The organism is Pseudoxanthomonas kalamensis DSM 18571 (assembly GCF_010211745.1).
GTDB classification, from domain to species: domain Bacteria; phylum Pseudomonadota; class Gammaproteobacteria; order Xanthomonadales; family Xanthomonadaceae; genus Pseudoxanthomonas_A; species Pseudoxanthomonas_A kalamensis.
This window is the reverse complement of record NZ_PDWQ01000005.1, coordinates 1-18,313: the sequence shown is the minus strand read 5'-3', so window position 1 is coordinate 18,313 and position 18,313 is coordinate 1. Positions and strand designations below refer to the sequence as shown.

The following is an 18,313-nucleotide window of genomic DNA, read 5'->3' as shown; positions in this document are numbered from 1 at the left end:
CAATGTCACGACTCGCCGCCGCCAGTCGCGAGGCCCTCGACCAGGGCGGCGCGCTGGCCAGCCAACTGGACAACTTCTCCCCGCGCCAGGCCCAGCAACGGCTTGCGGCGAGCATTGCCGAGGCCTTCGAGCAGCGCGAAACCCTGCTGGCCGAAGCCGGCACCGGCACCGGCAAGACCTTCGCCTACCTGGTGCCGGCGCTGCTGTCGGGCATGAAGACCATCATCTCCACCGGCACCCGCGCCCTGCAGGACCAGCTCTACCACCGTGACCTGCCGCGCGTGCGCGACGCACTGGGCACCGGGCTGAAATCGGCGTTGCTGAAAGGGCGGGCCAACTACCTGTGCCGCTACCGGTTGGAACAGGCGCGCGGCGAACCGCGGCTGACCTCGCGCGAACAGGTCGGCCAGTTCCAGCGCATCGTCGCCTGGAGCGGGCGGACCAAATTCGGCGACATGGCCGAACTGGAAGGGCTGCCGGAAGATTCGCCGCTGCTGCCGCTGGTCACCTCCACTGTCGACAACTGCCTCGGCAGCGAATGCCCGTTCTGGGAGGATTGCTTCGTCGTGCAGGCGCGTCAGCGCGCGCAGGCCGCCGATCTGGTGGTGGTCAATCACCACTTGCTGCTGGCCGACCTGGCGTTGAAGCAGGAAGGCTTTGGCGAAATCCTCCCCGGCGCGCAGGCCTTCGTCATCGACGAGGCGCACCAGCTGCCGGAACTGGCCGCCAACTTCTTCGGCGAAGGCTTCGGCATGCGGCCGCTGCAGGAACTGGCGCGCGACTGCCTGAGCGAATGCCACAACGTACCCGGCGCACTGGCGGCGCTGCAGCCGCCGGTCCGCACGCTGGAACAGGCGTTGCGCGAACTGCGCGCCAATCTGGAAGGCTTGCCGGCGCGCGGCACCCGCGAACGCGCACTGGCCAAGCCGGAGGTGCGCGAAGGCTTCGATGCGCTGCTGGAGGCATTGGCGCAGCTGCGCGAGGCGCTGGCGCCGCTGACCGAGGCCTCGCCCGGCCTCGATGCCTGCGCGGCGCGCAACGTCGACATCGTCGGCCGCCTGCGTCGATGGCTGGGCCAGGCGCCGGAAGATGCGGATGCCGTGGAAGATGCAAACGACGCGGAGCCGGACGAAACGCAGGCAGTCGCCGAAGCCGCCACTGACCCCGACCAGGACGTGTACTGGTACGAACTGACCACGCGCGGCTTCCGCTGCCAACGCACGCCGCTCGACGTGTCCGGACCGCTGCGCACACACCGCGAACAGTCGCGCGCGGCCTGGGTATTCACTTCGGCCACGCTGGCCGTGGGCGAGCGCTTCGACCATCTTGCGCTGCGGCTGGGCCTGGACGATCCGCAGACCCTGCTGCAGCCCAGCCCGTTCGAATGGTCGCGGCAGGCGCTGTGCTACCAGCCTGCCGGATTGCCGGAGCCGAATTCGCGCGACTACACCCGCGCCCTGGTCGCCGCGCTGAAGCCGGTGCTGCAGGCGTCCGGCGGTCGCGCCTTCCTGCTGTTCGCCTCGCATCGCGCCCTGCGCGAAGCCGCCGAAGCGCTGCGCGACGAAGCCTGGCCCTTGTTCGTGCAGGGCGAGATGCCGCGCGCGGCCCTGCTGCAGCATTTCCGCGAGTCCGGCAACGGCGTGCTGCTGGGCACGGCCAGCTTCCGTGAAGGCGTGGACGTGGTCGGCGAGGCGCTCAGCGTGGTCGCCATCGACAAGCTGCCGTTCGCCGCACCGGATGACCCGGTGTTCGAGGCGCGGCTGGACGCGATTCGTCGTTCCGGCGGCAACCCGTTCCGCGACGAACAACTGCCGCAGGCGGTGATCGCGCTGAAGCAGGGCGTGGGCCGGCTGATCCGCAGCGAAACCGACCGCGGCGTGCTGGTGCTGGCCGACCCGCGGCTGGACCAGAAATCCTATGGCCGGGTGTTCATGGACTCGCTGCCGCCATTCGCCCGCACCCGCGACCTGGGCGAGGTGGCCGCGTTCTTCGGCGCCGATGCGCAAACGCTGGATGCCCCGATCACCACGACCGAACCCGAGGAAGACGACTGGTATGCGGCTGCTCGCTTTTGAAACCTCCACCGAAGGCTGTTCGGTAGCGCTGTGGCTGGACGGTGAGGTGCGCGAGCGCTTCGAGGTCGCGCCACGCCGCCATGCCGAACTGGCGCTGCCGTGGGCCGAGGCCTTGCTGGCCGACGCCGGTATCGCCCGCGCGCAACTGGACGCGGTCGCCGTTGGCCGCGGCCCCGGCGCCTTCACTGGCGTTCGTCTCGGCGTGGCGCTGGCGCAGGGCATCGCGCTGGCGCTGGACCTGCCGGTGTTGCCGGTATCCACGTTGCGCGCGCTGGCCATGCGGGGCATGGCCGAAATGTTCGAGGGTAGTCGCATCCTGGCCGCCATCGACGCGCGGATGGGCGAAATCTACGCGGCGACCTTCCATGTCGAAGGCGGCGAACCGCAGGGGCAGGGGAACGAGGTCGTGATCGCCCCGACCGACCATGTCCTGCCCGGTGAGGACGATGGCTGGATCGGCGTCGGCACCGGCTTCGCGGCCGGCGAAGGCATCCTGCAAACGAAACTGGCCCCGCGCTTCAGCCGCATCGACAGCACGGCCCTGCCGCACGCCGCTGATGTCGCCCGGCTGGCCGCCACCGCCTTCGCCCGCGGCGAAGCTCTCCCGGCCGACAAACTGGAACCCGCTTACCTGCGCAACAACGTCGCTCTGACCCTGGCTGAACAGCAGGCGCAGCGGGCGAACAAACTTTAGGCCACATGACTGCATAGGTTGGGGTGAGCCTGCGAACCCCAACACCACATCGCCCTGTCGACAGTTGGGCCATCTGCTATGCCTGCTGTCTGCATGTTGGGGTTCGCAGGCTCACCCCAACCTATGGGCCTCTCAAGTTTCTACTAGTCCGAATATCCCAGGTCCAGGGCAGGTCGCATCGCTGCGTACGGGTATCTGCTAATCCTGGTCAGGGTCACCATATTTGAGGGAGTCCGACTGCTTTTGCTGCTGAACGTCAGATGCAAATTCAAAGTTGACCAATGTGGCTTTTGGGTACTTCTTTTTTGTTTCTGTTTTGAATCTTTCATTCATTTCATAGATCGAGTCTATTGTTCTATCTACATGGTAATAGACTTGATTAGTCAGTCTCTTTAGCTGCATGTAAAGGGATTCGCCAAGTGCGTTCAAGTAGTCATCTTTTGAGTAGAGCGATTTTTCATCAAAGCCGGCAGCAATTAGCATAGGGTGTATTGAGTCGCGCATCATTAGGGATCGTTCGTTGATCGCCTTCAGAGCTTCAATGTAGCGTCTTTCTTCTACGCTCAATTCAAATAAGATTTGAAATCCGCCTTTAGTGTTGAAAAACGAAAGGGACTGAAAGTCAAACTTTAGAGATTCCGTACTGTAGGGAAGCGTAGGCAGAATTTGAATGTGCCTTGCCGGACTTTCCCGGTAGGGGTCAAGTTGGTCAATCTGGAATAGCTTGAGTTCATTGACCTGCTGCATGAGCGTCAATAGAGTGCGATTGGCGGCTGTAATGTTCTTCTGAACTTCTTCATTCTTCTGCTGTGTGGATTGCAGCTTGAACGCTGCCCATGCGCCGGCAAACGATGCGGCCACGGTTGCTAGTGGATTGATCCAGTCCATGCAGTTCCCCATCTGCCAAGATTTATTTGAGTCTACCGCTGAACGGCAGTCGCGCCTCCCTGACGAGCCCCGGACGGTGGATTGCCAGCGGTGTACGTCCATTGCCGTGGTGGTTAACTCGCAAGGCGGGCTTGAGCCCGCCCTACACTTTCCCGGCTGGCGTAGGGTGGGCCCTGGCTCGCCGCCATATGCTGCGGCCCGGGTAGGCTCAGCCACCCTTGGCCAACGCCGCCAGCAAGCCGCGGGCGGCGTTGAGGCGGTCGACAGGTTCGGGCAGGGGGAGGCGGATCTTCAGTTTGTCGGGGCCGTCCATCGCGTAGATGCGCGGTTGCTTCTGGATCATCTGGATTAGGGTCATCGGGTCGATGTCCGGCTTGGATTCGAACACGATGCGGCCGCCGTTCTCGCCCAGTTCCAGCTTGCGCATGCCCAGCGCAGTGGCTGACTGCTTCAGTTCGGCCACCGTGAACAGGTTTTTCGCCGGTTCCGGCAGCAGGCCGAAGCGGTCGATCATTTCCACCTGCAACTCGCGCAGTTCCTCGACATCGCGGGCGCCGCTGATGCGCTTGTACAGCGTCAGTCGGGTGTGCACGTCGGGCAGGTAGTCTTCCGGGATCAGTGCCGGCAGGTGCAGTTCGACTTCGGCGCCACGGCTATCCTCGCCGGCGTCGGCGTCCGGCAGCTTGCCCTGCTTGATGCTGCGCACCGCGCGTTCCAGCAGTTCGGTGTACAGGCTGAAGCCGATCTCGGCCATCTGCCCGCTCTGGTCTTCGCCGAGCAGTTCGCCAGCGCCGCGGATTTCCAGATCGTGGGTGGCCAGGGTGAAGCCCGCGCCCAGCTCGTCCATCGAGGCGATGGCTTCCAGCCGGCGCTGCGCGTCGGCGGTGATGCTGCGCTGGTCGGGCACCAGCAGGTAGGCATAGGCGCGGTGATGCGAACGGCCGACCCGACCGCGCAATTGGTGCAACTGGGCCAGGCCGAACTTGTCGGCGCGGTTCATGATGATGGTGTTGGCGTTGGGAATGTCGATGCCCGACTCGATGATCGTCGTGCACAGCAGCACATTGAAGCGCTGCTTCTGGAAGCCCAGCATGACCTGCTCCAGCTCGCGCTCGGGCATCTGCCCGTGGGCCACGCCGATTCGCGCCTCGGGCACCAGCTCCTGCAGATCGCGCTGCATGCGGCCGATGCTTTCGACGTCGTTGTGCAGGAAATACACCTGGCCGCCGCGCGCCAGCTCGCGCTGGAAGGCTTCCTTCAGCAGGGCGGTGTCCCAGGCGCTGACGAAGGTCTGCACCGCCAGCCGGTTGGCCGGCGGGGTGGCGATGATCGACAGGTCGCGCAGCCCGGCCATCGCCATGTTCAGCGTGCGCGGGATCGGGGTGGCGGTCAGGGTCAGCAGGTGCACTTCGGCGCGCAATGCCTTCAGCGCCTCCTTCTGGCGCACGCCGAAGCGTTGTTCCTCGTCGACGATGACCAGCCCCAGGTCGGCGAACTTCACGTCCGCCTGCAGCAGCCGGTGGGTGCCGACGATCACGTCCAGCTTGCCCTCGGCCAATCGCGCCAGTTCGGCCTTGATCTCCTTGGGCGTCTTGAAGCGCGACAGCACTTCCACCTTGAGCGGCCAGTCGGCGAAGCGGTCGCGGAAATTGCGGTAGTGCTGCTCGGCCAGCAGGGTGGTCGGCACCAGCACCGCGACCTGCTTGCCGGCGCTGGCGGCGGCGAACGCGGCGCGGACGGCGACTTCGGTCTTGCCAAAACCGACATCGCCGCAGACCACCCGGTCCATCGGCTGGCTGGATTGCAGGTCGCGCAGTACCGACTCGATGGCGGCGTGCTGGTCGGGCGTTTCCTCGAACGGGAAGGCGGCGGCGAACGGTTCGTACATCGCCCGGTCCAGCGGCAGCGCCAGACCGGCGCGGGCCTGGCGGCGTGCCTGGATTTCCAGCAGTTCGGCGGCCACGTCGCGGACCTTCTGCTGCGCCTTCTTCCTGGCCTTGCTCCAGGCCTCGCCGCCGAGCGAATGCAGCGGCGCGGTGTCTTCGCTGGCGCCGGAATAGCGGCTGATCAGGTGCAACTGCGCGACCGGCACGTACAGGCGGTCGCCCTTGGCGTATTCGATTTCGAGGAACTCGCCGGGCAGGCCGCCGACATCCATCGTCATCAGCCCGCGGTAGCGGCCGACGCCGTGGTCCTCGTGCACGATCGGCGCCCCTTCGGCCAGTTCGCCGAGGTCGCGGATGATCGCTTCCGGTTCACGTCCGCTGCGTCGGCGCCGATTGGGCTGGGTGGCGCGTTCCGGGAACAGCTGACGCTCGGTCAGCACTGCGATCTGCGGGTCGTCGACGGCGAAGCCGTCTTCCAGCGGTGACACGGCGATGGCGAAGCGGACATCGTCGGCCGTCGTGCCGTCATCCCGGCTTGCGCCGGGATGACGAACAAAAGCGGAGAAGCTTTCGACAAGCTGAGGTTTCAGTTCCGCCGCCTGCAGTACTTCCAGCAGCGCCTCGCGGCGGCCGGGCGAATCGGCGGCGATCAGCACGCGGCCGCGATAACTGTCCAGGAAGGATTTCAGCGCCGCGCCGGGAGCTGCGTCCTTGACCGCGAGCGGAAGCGAAGCGGCGGGTTGGTCGCCCAGCGCCTGCGCTTCGTCGTGACGCGGGTGGCCGGTGGCACAGACTTCGATTCGCAGGCCGCGGTTGAGCCGCTGGCGCAGCGCGTCCGGCGGCAGGTACAGCGCATCCGGCGGCAGCAGCGGGTGTTCGATGTCGTGTCGGCGCTGCTCGTGGCGATTGCGGGTCTGCGCCCAGAACGCTTCGGCGGCTTCGTCGACGCCATCGGACAGCAGCGGTAGCGCGCCTTCGCCGAGGTAATCGAACAGGCTGGCGGTGGTGTCGAAGAACAGCGGCAGGTAGTACTCGATACCGGCCGGGGCCAGACCCGACTTCAGGTCCTGGTACAGCGCGCTGCGGCGGGTATCCAGGTCGAAGCGCTCGCGCAGCTGCTCCATCGCGCGTTCCAGCGAAGCCTCGTCCAGTGGCACCTCGCGTCCCGGCAGCAGCTGCACGGTGTCCAGCGCATGCAACGAACGCTGGCTTTCCGGGTCGAAGGCGCGAATCGAATCGATGCTGTCGTCCAGCAGTTCCAGCCGCAGGGGGGTGTCGCTGCCCATCGGATAGACGTCCAGCAGGCCGCCGCGCACGGCGAAGTCGCCCGGGTCCAGCACCTGCGGCACATGGCGGTAGCCGGCCGATTCCAGCCGCCGCTTCTCGGCGTCGAAATCCAGGGTCTGACCGAGGCGGTAGTCGAAGCTGCCGCCGACCACGTAGGACAGCGGCGGCAGGCGCTGCATCAGGGTCTGCACCGGTACGATGACGATGCCGCGCGCCAGCGTCGGCAATCGGTGCAGGGTCGCAAGGCGCTGCGAAATGATGTCCGGGTGCGGGCTGAAGCGGTCGTAGGGCAGGGTTTCCCAGTCCGGGAAGGCCAGTACCGGCAGCGCGGGGTCGCCACCGAGCAGGGTGTGCAGGTCCGATTCCAACTGGTGCGCGCCGTGGTTGTCGCGCGCCACCAGCAGCAGCGGCGCGGCATGCGCGCGGGCAGCGCGGATCGCGTGCCATGCCAGCGCCGTCGGCGAGGCTGGCGCCTTCCACCAGGCGCGGGTCTGGCTGCCGCGCGGCAGCGGCGGGGGGGACAGGGCGTCGAAGGGAAAGGCGGATCGGTTCATTCGGCTCATGCGCAAAACAACGGCAGCGCCGGACACGGGCGTGCCCAGCGCGAAGTCGGACATTTTAACGGCCGCCCGCGGCGACGGCCTATTCGTTCAGGTCCAGCACCACCCGCACCAGACCTGGCGCGCCGTCCTGCGGCTGGCGGCGGAAGCCCAGCGAGTCGGCCAGTTGCAGCATCGGCTGGTTGCTGTCCAGCACGCTGCCCTGCAGGTAGTCCAGCTTCATGCCCTTGGCCCACTTGACCAGTTTCTGCATCAGCTTGCGGCCCAGGCCCTGGCCGGCGATGAAGCGGCTGACCAGGATGGCGAATTCGGCATCGCGGGTGCGCGGCACCAGCGAGGCCCGCGCCACCGCGCCGATCAGTGCTTCGCCCGGCGGCAAGGGTTCGGCCGCGACCAGGGCGAATTCGCTTTTCGGGTTCGGCTGGCACAGGCGCTGCGCCATCTCCGGGGTCAGTTCCTGCAGCGTCTGCAGGAAACGGTGGCGGACTTCTTCCGGCCCGAGCAGCGAAAAACTGCCCTGGATCGGGCCGGCGTCCTCGGGCCGGATCGGCCGGATGAGCAGTTCGCGACCGCTCGGCAGGCGGATGTGCTCGTGCCAGGGAGGGAGACGTTTGGACATGCTCGACTGCACGCTCATGACTGAATGCTCGCACGAAAGCCGGCCCGCCCGCGAGGACGGGCGCCGGCACGGTTCATCCGCCGGCGTCGGCCGGGGCCTTGCGGCGCAAGCGCGAGACCAGAGTGACCACGGCGACCGCCACCACGCCGGCGGCGATGCCGACAGCGGCGTTGAACAGCATCGACAGCAGGCCGCCGAAACCGCCCGCGGCGTAGGGTTCGATCAGGTGGTGCAGGGCGGGGATGCTGTGCGCGAGGATGCCGCCGCCGACCAGGAACATCGCGGCGGTGCCGGCCACCGACAGGCCCTTCATCAGCCACGGTGCGCTGCGCAGGATGCCGCGCCCCAGCGCGCGCTTGAAGCCGGCCCAGCCGCCGGCGCGGGTATCGGCGTTCAGCGCCAGGCCGGCATCGTCCAGCTTGACGATGCCGCCGACCAGCCCGTACACGCCGACGGTCATGATCAGGGCGATCGCGATCAGGGTCAGCAGCTGTTCGGTCAGGTTGCGTCCGGCCAGCGTGCCCAGCGAGATGACGATGATCTCCGCCGACAGGATGAAGTCGGTGCGCACGGCGCCGCGGATCTTGTCCTTCTCGTAGGCGACCATGTCGACCTGTTCGTCCTGCACCGCCTGCACCAGTTCGGCGTGGTGCTGCGCGTCTTCCTGTTTGCCGTGCAGGAACTTGTGCAGCAGTTTCTCCACGCCTTCGAAGCACAGGAAGGTGCCGCCGGCCATCATCAGCGGGGTGATCAGCGGGATGTTGTAACCCTTGCCGTGCAGCCAGGTTTCCAGCGCGCTGATCGCCAGCGCGGCCGGGACCAGGATCGCCTTGTTGACCAGCGAGCCCTTGGCCACCGCCCACACCACCGGCAGTTCGCGGTCGGCGTTCACCCCGGTGACCTGTTGCGCGTTCAGCGCCAGGTCGTCGCCGAGCACGCCGGCGGTCTTCTTGGCCGCGACCTTGGTCATCACCGAGACGTCGTCCAGCAGGGTGGCGATGTCGTCGATCAGGGCGAACAGGCTGGAACCGGCCATCGAAGCCTCGGGCGTGTCGGCGGAGGGAAGGAATTGCGGGCGGCTCGGCGCGCTATTCGGCGTCGCCCAGCCCGGTCATGCCGAGGATGTTGTAGCCGGCATCGACGTAAGTCACCTCGCCGGTGATGCCGGCGGCCAGGTCCGAGCACAGGAAGGCGGCGGCGTTGCCGACGTCCTCGATGGTCACCGTGCGCCGCAGCGGGGCCTCGTGTTCGACATGGCCGAGGATCTTGCGGAAGCCGGAGATGCCGGCGGCGGCCAGGGTCTTGATCGGGCCGGCGGAGACGGCGTTGACGCGGATGCCTTCCGGGCCCAGGTTCAGCGCCAGGTAGCGCACGGTGGCTTCCAGGCTGGCCTTGGCCACGCCCATCAGGTTGTAGTTCTGCAGCGCGCGCTCGGCGCCAAGATAGCTCAGGGTCAGCAGGGCGCCCTGGCGGCCCTGCATCAGCGGCCGCGCGGCCTTGGCCAGCGCAGCCAGCGAATAGGCCGAGATGTCGTGGGCCAGGGCGAAGTTCTCGCGGGTCAGGCCGTCGAGAAACTGGCCGCTGATCGCTTCGCGCGGGGCGAAGGCGATGGCGTGGACGACGATGTCGAAGCCGTTGCTCCAGCGCTGGCCAAGTTGCTCGAAGCAGGCGGCGATCTGGGCGTCGTCGGCCACGTCCAGCGGCAGCACGATGTCGCTCCCGTACTCGGCGGCGGCCTTTTCGACCCGCGTCTTCAGCTTGTCGTTCTGGTAGGTGAAGGCCAGTTCCGCGCCTTCGCGGTGCATGGCTTCGGCGATGCCGGAGGCGATCGAACGCTCGCTGGCGATGCCGGTGATCAGGGCGCGTTTGCCTTGCAGGAAACCCATGGTGTGCTCGCGGTTGGAATGCGGCGCTATTCTGCCACGCCGCGCCGGCCTGTTCAGGGAACCGGGGCGGCGTCCAGTTTCAGCACCTGGCCGGGGCGCAGCACGGCATTGGCCGGAAGGCCGTTCAGCGCCAGCAACTGCTTGACGCTCAGGCCGTGGCGACGGGCGATGGTCCACGGCGAATCGCCGCGCCTGACCACATAGCTCGACGGACGCGGTGTGCTGTCGTCCGTGGCGGTGCTGGCCGTGGCGGGCTGTGCTTCCCCAAGCTCTGGCGCCGCCGCCACGACCGTGCCGCCCGGTCCGGCCGGGGCCAGCACCAGCAGCGGCTTGCCGTTGCGGCGGACCGGCTTGGTCAGCGCCGGGTTCAGGCGCTTCAGCCAGGCCGGGTCGTGGCCCTGCCGGCGCGCCCAGTCGTCCAGGCTGGCGCCGGCCGGCAGCGGCTGCGCGGCCAGCCGCGGCACGGATCGATCCAGTTGCCGCAGCCAGTCGTCGCGGTCCTCGGCCTGTTCCAGGATGCAGGCCAGCGCGTGCAGCTTTTCCACGTAGGCATAGGTGATCGGCGACAGGCCCGGCAGTTTGGCCGGGTCGGCATTGGCGGAATTGACCCCGGCACGACGCATCGACTGCAGGATGCGGTATTCGCCGGCGTTGTAGCCCATGATCGCCAGCCGCCAGTCGCGACCGAACATCTTGTGCAGGGTCTTCAGGTAGCTGGTCGCGGCGCGGGTGGATTCCACCGGCGACAGCCGCCCGTCGTAGCCCGGCCGGATCTGCACGCCGTGGTTGCGCGCGGTGCTGACGATGAATTGCCACATGCCCAGCGGCCCGCTGTTGCTGCGCGCCGAGGGCTTGTAGCCGCTCTCGATGAACGGGATCAGCGCGTATTCGGTCGGCAGGCCGGCCTCGCGGAACTGCTCGACCACGTAGCCGAACAGCGGCAGCAGATCGTCGCCGTCCTCGGCCAGCCGGCCGGGGGCATGGCCGAAGTGGCGCTTCCAGCGGTCGCGGGTGGCGGCCTCGTCGCAGACCGGGTCGGCCAGGCCTTCGCGGAACTGGCGGTAGATGTCCACGCCGTTGCGGACCGTCGGTGGCGGCAGGCTGTCGAGCCGGATCGGCGGCAGCGCCGGCAACGGCAGGCTGGCCAGGTCGATCGGCGGAACCGCTGGTAGCGGCGTCTCCGGTGCGGCGGGGGCGTTCGCGGCCGTCCCGGTGTCGGTCGTTGCGGCTGCGGCCGGGGTGTCGTCGTTGGGGGCCGGGTCGCTTGCGGCAACGGAACCGGAACCGTCAGTCGCGGTCACCGGGTCGGCCGGAGCGGCGGCTTCGATTGCCGGATCGGCAGCCTTGGGCGGTGCCGCCGCCGCCGCCGGCCACGCCATCAGCAGCAGGAGCAGGGCGCCCAGCCCGGTCACTGCCCTCATGCGCGGAATCCGTCCTTCCAGCGCCGCAGTTCGGCGAAGGTTTCCACCCGATCGGCCGGCTCGCGCCCCAACCGGCGGGCGATGGCGGCCCGCACGGCTGGCTGGTCCACGCGCAGGAACGGGTTGGCCGCGCATTCCCGGGCCAGGGTCGAGGGCAGACTGGGGCGGCCGGCCTGGCGCATGTGCTCGGCTTCGGCGGCGACCTTCTTTAGCTCGGCGTTGCCGGGTTCGACGGCCAGGGCGAAGGCGGCGTTGGCCAGGGTGTATTCGTGGCCGCAGCAGACCTCGGTCATGGCGGGCAGGGCGGCCAGCCGGTCCAGCGACGCGAGCATCTGCGCCGGGGTGCCTTCGAACAGCCGCCCGCAGCCCAGGCTGAACAGGGTATCGCCGCAGAACAGGTGACCGGGGCTGTCGCTGCCACCGCGGCGATGGAAGGCGATATGGCTCAGGGTATGCCCGGGCACGGCGATCACCTCGAAATCCCAGCCATTGGCCCGGATCCGGCTGCCGTCGCCGACCCGCTCGCTGGCCACCGGGATACGCGAGTCCTCCGGCGCGAACACCGGCAGGGTCGGCCAGCGCGCGCGCAGGGCGGCCACGCCGCCAATGTGGTCGGGATGGTGGTGGGTCAGCAATACCGCCGCCGGCCACAGCCCGGCTTCGGTCGCCGCCAGCACCGGGGCCGCATCGCCGGGGTCGACGATGACCGCATCGCCCTCGTCATCGACCAGGGCCCAGATGTAGTTGTCCTCGAAGGCCGGCAGGGCAGTCAGACGCATAGGCAGGGGCAGGACCGGAAGGCCGGACAGCTTAACCCGAGGCGGGCCCCGCCCGTGTCGCCCTGCTGAACCTACAATTGGGCAATGCCGACCCTGTCCGTCAAGCCGCCCGCCGACCCGCTGGTCTGGTTCGCCTCCCGGCCGGGGCAGGCGCTGCTGGCGGCCGAGCAGCCGCGGCTGGAGGCCTTCCTGCGCCACGGCCTGCCGGCGCAGCCGTGGCTGTGGCTCGGCCCGTTGCCAGCCGAGGGCGACGGGACGGCATTGCCGCCGCGCGGCCTGCGCCTGCAGCGGGTCGGCCATGGCCTGCGCGGGGCGCTGGACTGCCGGCTGCCGTTGCCGCTGGCGATCGAATCGGTCGGCACCGTGGTGATCCAGCACATCCTCGACATGGAAGGCATGGAGGCGCTGCTGGCCGAATGCGCCCGCGTGCTGCAACCCGGCGGACGGCTGCTGATGTTCGCCCTGAATCCGTGGAGCGGCTACCGGTTGCGCTGGCGCGAGAGCGGGCTGTCGGCCTTGCGCGGCGATGCCTGGCGGCACCGGCTGCAGGGTGCAGGCCTGACCCTGGCGGATACCGGACGCGGTTCGACCCTGGGACCGGCCTGGTCGGTACGGCAGGACGATGCTGCCGACGCGCTGCGGCCGTGGCGCGCGGTGAATGTCTTCCAGGCCGAAAAGCGGACCCTGGCCGCGATTCCTCCCGAGGCGCGCCCGTATTGGCAAGCCGGCGCCGCTGTTGCCTGAACCGATGCGCACAGCAGGCGGTCGCGGGAATGTCCTCACCTGTCGCGGGATTGCGTATTAACCCATGCAGGGGTGCTGTCCGAACATTCGGGATCCATCAGAAATGAGTGAATCCGGACATTTGTCCGTCGCCAGCTTGCATACATTGGACAGCGCGGACAGGGCAGTCCACCCATCCTCCGGCAGTTGCAGCATGATCGAATTCGGACACCTGACCCACGTGGGTCTGCGCCGCGAACTCAACGAAGACACCTACTACGGCGACAGCGACCTGGGCTTGTGGCTGGTGGCGGACGGCATGGGCGGGCATGCCTGCGGCGAAGTGGCCAGCGCGCTGGCGCGCGAAACCATCGTGCGCGAAGTCCGCGGCGGCGCGCCATTGCCGCAGGCGATCCGCACCGCCGACGAGGAAATCATCCGCATCTCCCGCCGCCGCAACGACAGCCTGCCGATGGGCACCACCGTGGTCGCGATGCGCGTCCAGGGCAACCGTTTCGAAGTGGCGTGGGTCGGCGACAGCCGCGCCTACCTGTGGCGCGAAGGCCATCTGGCCCAGCTCAGCCAGGATCACAGCTACGTGCAGGAACTGATCGCCCAGGGCGCGCTGACCAGCGAACAGGCGCGCAGCCATCCGCACCGCAACGTGGTCACCCAGGCGCTGGGGGTGACCGATCCGATGCAGCTGAACGTGGAAACGCTGACCGGCGAACTGCGGCCGGGCATGCAGCTGCTGCTGTGCAGCGACGGCCTGACCGAGGAAGTGGACGACGACGGCATCGCCAATTTGCTGCGGCAGTACGACTGCAGCGCGCAGGAATGCGTCGATACCCTGGTCGCCGCCGCACTGGATGGCGGCGGTTCGGACAACGTCACCGCGATCCTGGTGCGCTGCCAGTAATCATCCGCGTCAGGCGCCGGACACCAGGTCCCACAACGCCGCGCCGCCAGCCGTCTTGCGCAACTTCTCCAGCCGCGCCTCGTGCGCGGCCCGTTCCTCGTCGTCGACGCGCACGCGCGGACGATCGTCGGATGTTGCGACGACCGCGCCGCCACCGAACACGGCGGTCGCGCGCTGCGCCTGCGGTTCCTCGACGCTGTCGAAGCCGATCTCGCCCTGGCCGGCGGTCAGGTGCAGGTAGACCTCGCACAGCAACTGGGCGTCGAGCAGGGCGCCGTGCAGCTGGCGATGGGCGTTGTCCACGCCGAGCCGCCGGCATAGCGCGTCCAGCGAATTGCGCTGGCCGGGGAAACGTTGCCGCGCCAGTTGCAGCGAGTCTTCCACCTGCACCCGCTGCTCCATCCGCCCGTAATGCGGGCCGAGCAGCGAGAGCTCGTAGTCGAGGAAGCCGATGTCGAACGCGGCGTTGTGGATCACCAGTTCGGCGCCGTCGACGAAGGCGAGGAACTCGTCGGCGATTTCGGCGAACTTCGGCTTGCCGTTCAGGAAATCCAGGCTGAGGCCGGTGACCTCGGCGGCGCCGGGTTCGAATTCGCGCTCGGGATGGATGTACTGGTGGTAGGTCCGTCCGCTCGGCCGCCGTTCCACCAGTTCGACGCAACCGATCTCGACGATGCGGTTGTTCTTCTTCCATTCCAGGCCGGTGGTTTCGGTGTCGAGGATGATCTGGCGCATTCGGTTTCCGCAGGTTTCAGGCAGTGCGGCCGGGGGCAGGGAAGCGGAACAGGCGCAGTTCGCGCGTGTCGCCCGGCAGCCGCACCATTGTCGCAAAGCCGAATCCCAGTTTCTGCAACACCGCCGCCGAGGCGGTGTTGTCGGGGTTGACGATGGCCAGCAGCCGGCCCAGGCGCAGTTGTCCGCGCGCATGTTCCAGTACGGCGGCGGCGGCTTCGACGGCATAGCCGCGGCCGCGGCACTCCGGCAGCAGGGCATAGCCCAGGTCGGGGCCGTCCAGGCCCGGGCGGCTCACCAGCCCGCACACGCCGGCCGCGCGGTCGCCGGCCTTCTCGTCCACCCGGTACATGCCGTAGCCGTGCTCGCGGTAGCTGCGGACCGGGCCGTCGCGCAGCCAGATCCTGGCCTGCTCCTGGGTGCGCACGCCGCGGTCGCCGATGTTGGCGATGAAGTCGGCGTCGTTGAGCAGTCGCAGCGCGAAATCGGCGTCGGCCGGCGAGTCGTCCGACAGCAGGCTCAGGCGCAGGCGCGGGGTTTCCAGCAGCAGGGCGTGCTTCATGCGGCTGCGGCGTCGCGCAGCTTCTCGGCCTGTTCGCGCGCCAGTTCGTCCACGCGTTCGTTGTCGGGGTCGCCGTTGTGGCCCTTGACCCAGTGCCACTCGATCGCGTGCGGCCCGGTAGCCGCGTGCAGCCGTTCCCACAGGTCGCGGTTCTTCACCGGGTCGCCGCCGGCGGTTTTCCAGTTGCGGCGCAGCCAGTTCGGCATCCATTCGGTGATGCCCTGGCGAACGTACTGCGAATCGATGTACAGGGACACCGTGCACGGATGCTTCAGGCTCTCCAGCGCCATGATCGCGGCCATCAGTTCCATGCGGTTGTTGGTGGTGTGCGCTTCGCCGCCTGCCAGTTCTCGCTCGTGCTTGCCGTAGCGCAGCAGGGCGGCCCAGCCGCCGGGACCGGGATTGCCGAGGCAGGAACCGTCGGTATGGATGCTGATTTGCTTCATCGCGACATGGTACCCGCAGCCGCGCGGCGAAGGGCGCGGCTTCAGTCGATGAACTGCAGTCGCGCCAGGTCGGCGTACAGGCCGCCTTCGGCCAGCAGTTGTTCGTGCGTGCCCTGGGCGACGATGCGGCCGTGGTCCATCACCACGATGCGGTCGGCCTTCAGCACGGTGGCCAGGCGGTGGGCGATGACCAAGGTGGTGCGGCCGTGCATCAGCGTTTCCAGTGCTTGCTGCACCGCGCGTTCGCTCTGCGCGTCCAGTGCGCTGGTCGCCTCGTCCAGCAGCAGGATCGGCGCGTCCTTGAGCAGGGCGCGGGCGATGGCGATGCGTTGCTGCTGGCCACCGGACAGGCGCGCACCGCGTTCGCCCAACTGGCTGTCGTAGCCTTCCGGCAGTTCGTCGATGAATTCGTCGGCCTTGGCCGCACGCGCGGCCGCGCGCAGGGCCTGGTCGTCGGCGTCCAGGCGGCCGTAGCGGATGTTGTCGGCGGCGCTGGCGGCGAAGATGGTCGGCTGCTGCGGTACCAGGGCGATGCTTTCGCGCAAGCGGGCGGGGTCGAGTTCGCGCAGGTCGGTGCCATCGACGCGGATCGCGCCGGCTTCGACGTCGTGGAAGCGCAGCAGCAGCGAGAACACGGTGCTCTTGCCGGCGCCCGAGGGGCCGACCAAGGCGACCGTCTCGCCGGGACGGACCTGCAGGTCGAAATCGTCCAGCGCCGGCAGGTCCGGGCGCGAGGGATAGCGGAAGCGCACGTGTTCGAAGCGGATCTCGCCGCGCACTGGTTGCGGCAGCGGTTGCGGCCTTGCCGGGGCGACGATGGCCGGAGTTTCCTGCAGCAGTTCGTTGATCCGGCCCATGCCGCCGGCGGCGCGTTGCAGCTCGTTCCAGACATCGGCCAGCGCGCCGACCGAGCCGCCGCCGATCATCGCGTACAGCACGAACTGGGCCAGGGTGCCGGCGCTCATCGTGTTGTCGGCGACCTGGTGCGCGGCCGACCACAGCACCAGGATCAGTGCGCCGAAGATGGTGGTGATGGCCACCGCGGTCAGTAGCGCCTGGGTCAGGATGCGCTTGCGCGCGGTCTTCACCGTGGCGTTGACGGCATCGCCGAAGCGCGCCTGCTCGTAAGGCTCGCGCGCGTGCGCCTGCACGGTGCGGATCGCGCCCAGGGTTTCGCTGGCCAGGGTGTTGGCGTCGGCCGCCCGGTCCTGGCTGGCGCGCGAGGTCTTCGACACCCGGCGCGCGCCGAGTACGATCGGCAGCACCGCCAGCGGAATGCCGACCAGAGCGTACGCGGCCAGTTTCGGGTTGGTCACGAACAACATCACCGCGCTGCCGGTCACGGTGACGATGCTGCGCAGGGCGACCGACATGCTGCTGCCGACCACGCTGCGCAGCAGTTCGCTGTCGGCGGTCAGCCGCGACACCAGTTCGCCGCTGCGGGTGCGGTCGTGGAAGCCGGCGTCCAGCCCGATCAGGTGCGCGTACAACTGCCGGCGCAGATCGGCGACGACCTTTTCGCCCAGCAGGGAGACGAAGAAGAATCGCGAGGCGCTGGCCAGCGCCAGTACGATCACCACGCACAGCATCAGCACGAAGGCGCGGTTGATGTTGGCGCCACCGCTCTGGAAGCCGTCGTCGACCAGCTGGCGGAAGGCGGTCGGCAGGTACAGGGTGGCGGCCGAGGCGACGCCGAGCGCGATCATCCATGCAGCAAACAGGCCGGCGTGGCGACGGACGAAGGGCCACAACGCACGCAGGCTGCCCAGGCGCGGTTTCGGTTTGCCCGCGGCTGCGGCGTCCATGCTGCCGGCGGCGCCGGCGTCGGGGGAACTCATTCGTCGGTATCCAGAAACCTTACCCGGTCACGGGTGGCGTCGCGCAGGCGGATTTTCAAGGCTTCGACGCCATCGATGGGCAGTTCGACCGACAGCCGGGCGCCTTCGGCATCGAAGTTTTCGGCGTGCTTGTGCGCGTTGGCGGCCGCCAGCGCTTGGTGCGCGGCGCCCAGGTCGGGAAAGCCGACATGCAGGGTCACGCTGGTGGTGGCCACGAGTTCGACCCGCGGGGCGGTGCGCAGGCATTCGGCAGCCGCGCCGCCGTAGGCGCGGACCAGGCCGCCGGCGCCGAGCTTGATGCCGCCGAACCAGCGGGTCACCACCACGACCACGTGGTCGTAGCCCTGGCCGTCGATTGCGGCCAGGATCGGCCGCCCGGCAGTGCCGGCCGGTTCGCCGTCGTCGCTGGAGCGGTATTCGTCGCCGATCCGGTAGGCCCAGCAATTGTGGGTGGCGCCGGGGTCGGACACCCGCGCGACGTGTTGCAGCGCGGCCTGCGCATCGTCCGCCGACGCGGCCAGGGCCAGGAAGCGGCTGTGCTTGACTTCGGTTTCCAGCCGGACCGGGTGGGCGAGGGTGTGGCTCATTCCTCAAGCAGGAAGCGCAGGTCCTGCGGCACCTTGTCCTCGGTGTACTTGTCGACGAACAGGCGCAGGCTGGCGCGGGCGCCGTCGGTGTCGCCATCGTCCAGGCGCTGCTGGATGCGCTTGATCCACTTCCGTCGCGACAGCTGCGCATCGTCCTCGACCGCGCCGTCGCCCCTTGCCATGCGGCTGCCGGTGACGACGACGCTGTCCAGGGAGGCATTGCGGTCCGCGTTGGTCTCGGCCTTGGCGGCCATGTCGGCCTGCAGTTCGGGATCGGCCTGCTGGCGCTGGACGGCAGTCGTGCCGCCGACAGTTGCGGCCCGTTCGCGTGCGGACAGCGGCAGGCTGGCTTCGGGAGCAGGGGCTTCGGGAGCCGCCTCCACGACCGGGGGCGGTGGAGCGGGGGGCGCG

General features: G+C 68.4%; 16 protein-coding genes and 1 pseudogene. 4 read left to right on the top strand and 13 right to left on the bottom strand.

Going from position 1 to position 18,313, the window contains the following annotated elements; translation table 11 throughout:
• The first annotated feature begins 2 nt into the window (after positions 1–2).
• Both yoaA and tsaB read left to right on the top strand, forming a co-directional pair.
• The gene (yoaA, locus tag CSC70_RS10565) at positions 3–2,075 is read left to right on the top strand and encodes a DNA repair helicase YoaA (protein ID WP_162456609.1); all 2,073 of its coding nucleotides are present in this window, start codon (positions 3–5) and stop codon (positions 2,073–2,075) included.
• Complete coding sequence (gene tsaB / locus CSC70_RS10560; protein ID WP_162456608.1) at positions 2,056–2,769, top strand: tRNA (adenosine(37)-N6)-threonylcarbamoyltransferase complex dimerization subunit type 1 TsaB; 714 nt, start codon at positions 2,056–2,058, stop codon at positions 2,767–2,769. The genes yoaA and tsaB overlap by 20 nt, the downstream gene beginning before the upstream one ends.
• A 198-nt stretch (positions 2,770–2,967) precedes the next feature.
• On the opposite strand, the gene CSC70_RS10555 is transcribed toward tsaB, so the two are convergent.
• From CSC70_RS10555 to gloB, 7 genes are all read right to left on the bottom strand, one after another.
• Positions 2,968–3,657, bottom strand: coding sequence for a hypothetical protein (locus CSC70_RS10555; RefSeq protein ID WP_162456607.1), 690 nt, complete (start codon positions 3,655–3,657; stop codon positions 2,968–2,970).
• A gap of 208 nt (positions 3,658–3,865) precedes the next feature.
• Positions 3,866–7,384, bottom strand: coding sequence for a transcription-repair coupling factor (gene mfd, locus CSC70_RS10550; RefSeq protein WP_162456606.1), 3,519 nt, complete (start codon positions 7,382–7,384; stop codon positions 3,866–3,868).
• 88 nt (positions 7,385–7,472) lie between these two features.
• Positions 7,473–8,009: a GNAT family N-acetyltransferase gene (locus CSC70_RS10545; protein WP_425501569.1), complete on the bottom strand. Its 537-nt coding sequence runs from the start codon at positions 8,007–8,009 to the stop codon at positions 7,473–7,475.
• A 73-nt stretch (positions 8,010–8,082) separates the two neighbouring features.
• Positions 8,083–9,045, bottom strand: a complete 963-nt coding sequence (locus CSC70_RS10540; protein WP_162456604.1) for a DUF808 domain-containing protein — start codon at positions 9,043–9,045, stop codon at positions 8,083–8,085.
• A gap of 52 nt (positions 9,046–9,097) precedes the next feature.
• A complete protein-coding gene (locus CSC70_RS10535) occupies positions 9,098–9,895 on the bottom strand; it encodes an enoyl-ACP reductase FabI (protein ID WP_162456603.1) in 798 nt (265 codons plus the stop codon).
• 53 nt (positions 9,896–9,948) lie between these two features.
• A complete protein-coding gene (locus CSC70_RS10530) occupies positions 9,949–11,316 on the bottom strand; it encodes a lytic transglycosylase domain-containing protein (protein ID WP_246189398.1) in 1,368 nt (455 codons plus the stop codon).
• Positions 11,313–12,095 carry a hydroxyacylglutathione hydrolase gene (gene gloB, locus CSC70_RS10525; protein WP_162456602.1) on the bottom strand — a complete coding sequence of 261 codons (783 nt, stop codon included), beginning with the start codon at positions 12,093–12,095 and terminating at the stop codon, positions 11,313–11,315. The genes CSC70_RS10530 and gloB overlap by 4 nt, the downstream gene beginning before the upstream one ends.
• A gap of 84 nt (positions 12,096–12,179) precedes the next feature.
• On the opposite strand from gloB, the gene CSC70_RS10520 reads away from it, so the two are divergent.
• Both CSC70_RS10520 and CSC70_RS10515 read left to right on the top strand, forming a co-directional pair.
• Complete coding sequence (locus CSC70_RS10520; RefSeq protein ID WP_246189397.1) at positions 12,180–12,839, top strand: class I SAM-dependent methyltransferase; 660 nt, start codon at positions 12,180–12,182, stop codon at positions 12,837–12,839.
• A 193-nt stretch (positions 12,840–13,032) separates the two neighbouring features.
• Positions 13,033–13,737 carry a PP2C family protein-serine/threonine phosphatase gene (locus CSC70_RS10515; RefSeq protein ID WP_162456601.1) on the top strand — a complete coding sequence of 235 codons (705 nt, stop codon included), beginning with the start codon at positions 13,033–13,035 and terminating at the stop codon, positions 13,735–13,737.
• Between the two features lie 9 nt (positions 13,738–13,746).
• Here the strand turns inward: CSC70_RS10515 and dnaQ are convergent, their stop codons facing one another.
• The 6 genes and pseudogenes from dnaQ to CSC70_RS10485 all read right to left on the bottom strand — a co-directional run.
• A complete protein-coding gene (dnaQ, locus tag CSC70_RS10510; protein ID WP_162456600.1) occupies positions 13,747–14,472 on the bottom strand; it encodes a DNA polymerase III subunit epsilon in 726 nt (241 codons plus the stop codon).
• Between the two features lie 16 nt (positions 14,473–14,488).
• Positions 14,489–15,031 (bottom strand): GNAT family N-acetyltransferase, encoded by a 543-nt coding sequence (locus tag CSC70_RS10505; RefSeq protein WP_162456599.1) that lies wholly within the window; start codon positions 15,029–15,031, stop codon positions 14,489–14,491.
• Entirely contained in the window at positions 15,028–15,477 is a 450-nt protein-coding gene (rnhA, locus tag CSC70_RS10500; RefSeq protein ID WP_162456598.1) for a ribonuclease HI, read from the bottom strand. The genes CSC70_RS10505 and rnhA overlap by 4 nt, the downstream gene beginning before the upstream one ends.
• A 41-nt stretch (positions 15,478–15,518) precedes the next feature.
• Positions 15,519–17,282: an ABC transporter transmembrane domain-containing protein gene (locus CSC70_RS10495; protein ID WP_162456835.1), complete on the bottom strand. Its 1,764-nt coding sequence runs from the start codon at positions 17,280–17,282 to the stop codon at positions 15,519–15,521.
• Between the two features lie 29 nt (positions 17,283–17,311).
• Positions 17,312–17,902: an IMPACT family protein gene (locus tag CSC70_RS10490; protein WP_162456597.1), complete on the bottom strand. Its 591-nt coding sequence runs from the start codon at positions 17,900–17,902 to the stop codon at positions 17,312–17,314.
• Positions 17,899–18,313: pseudogene (locus CSC70_RS10485) on the bottom strand (hypothetical protein); the annotation flags it as partial. The pseudogene CSC70_RS10485 and the gene CSC70_RS10490, both read right to left, overlap by 4 nt.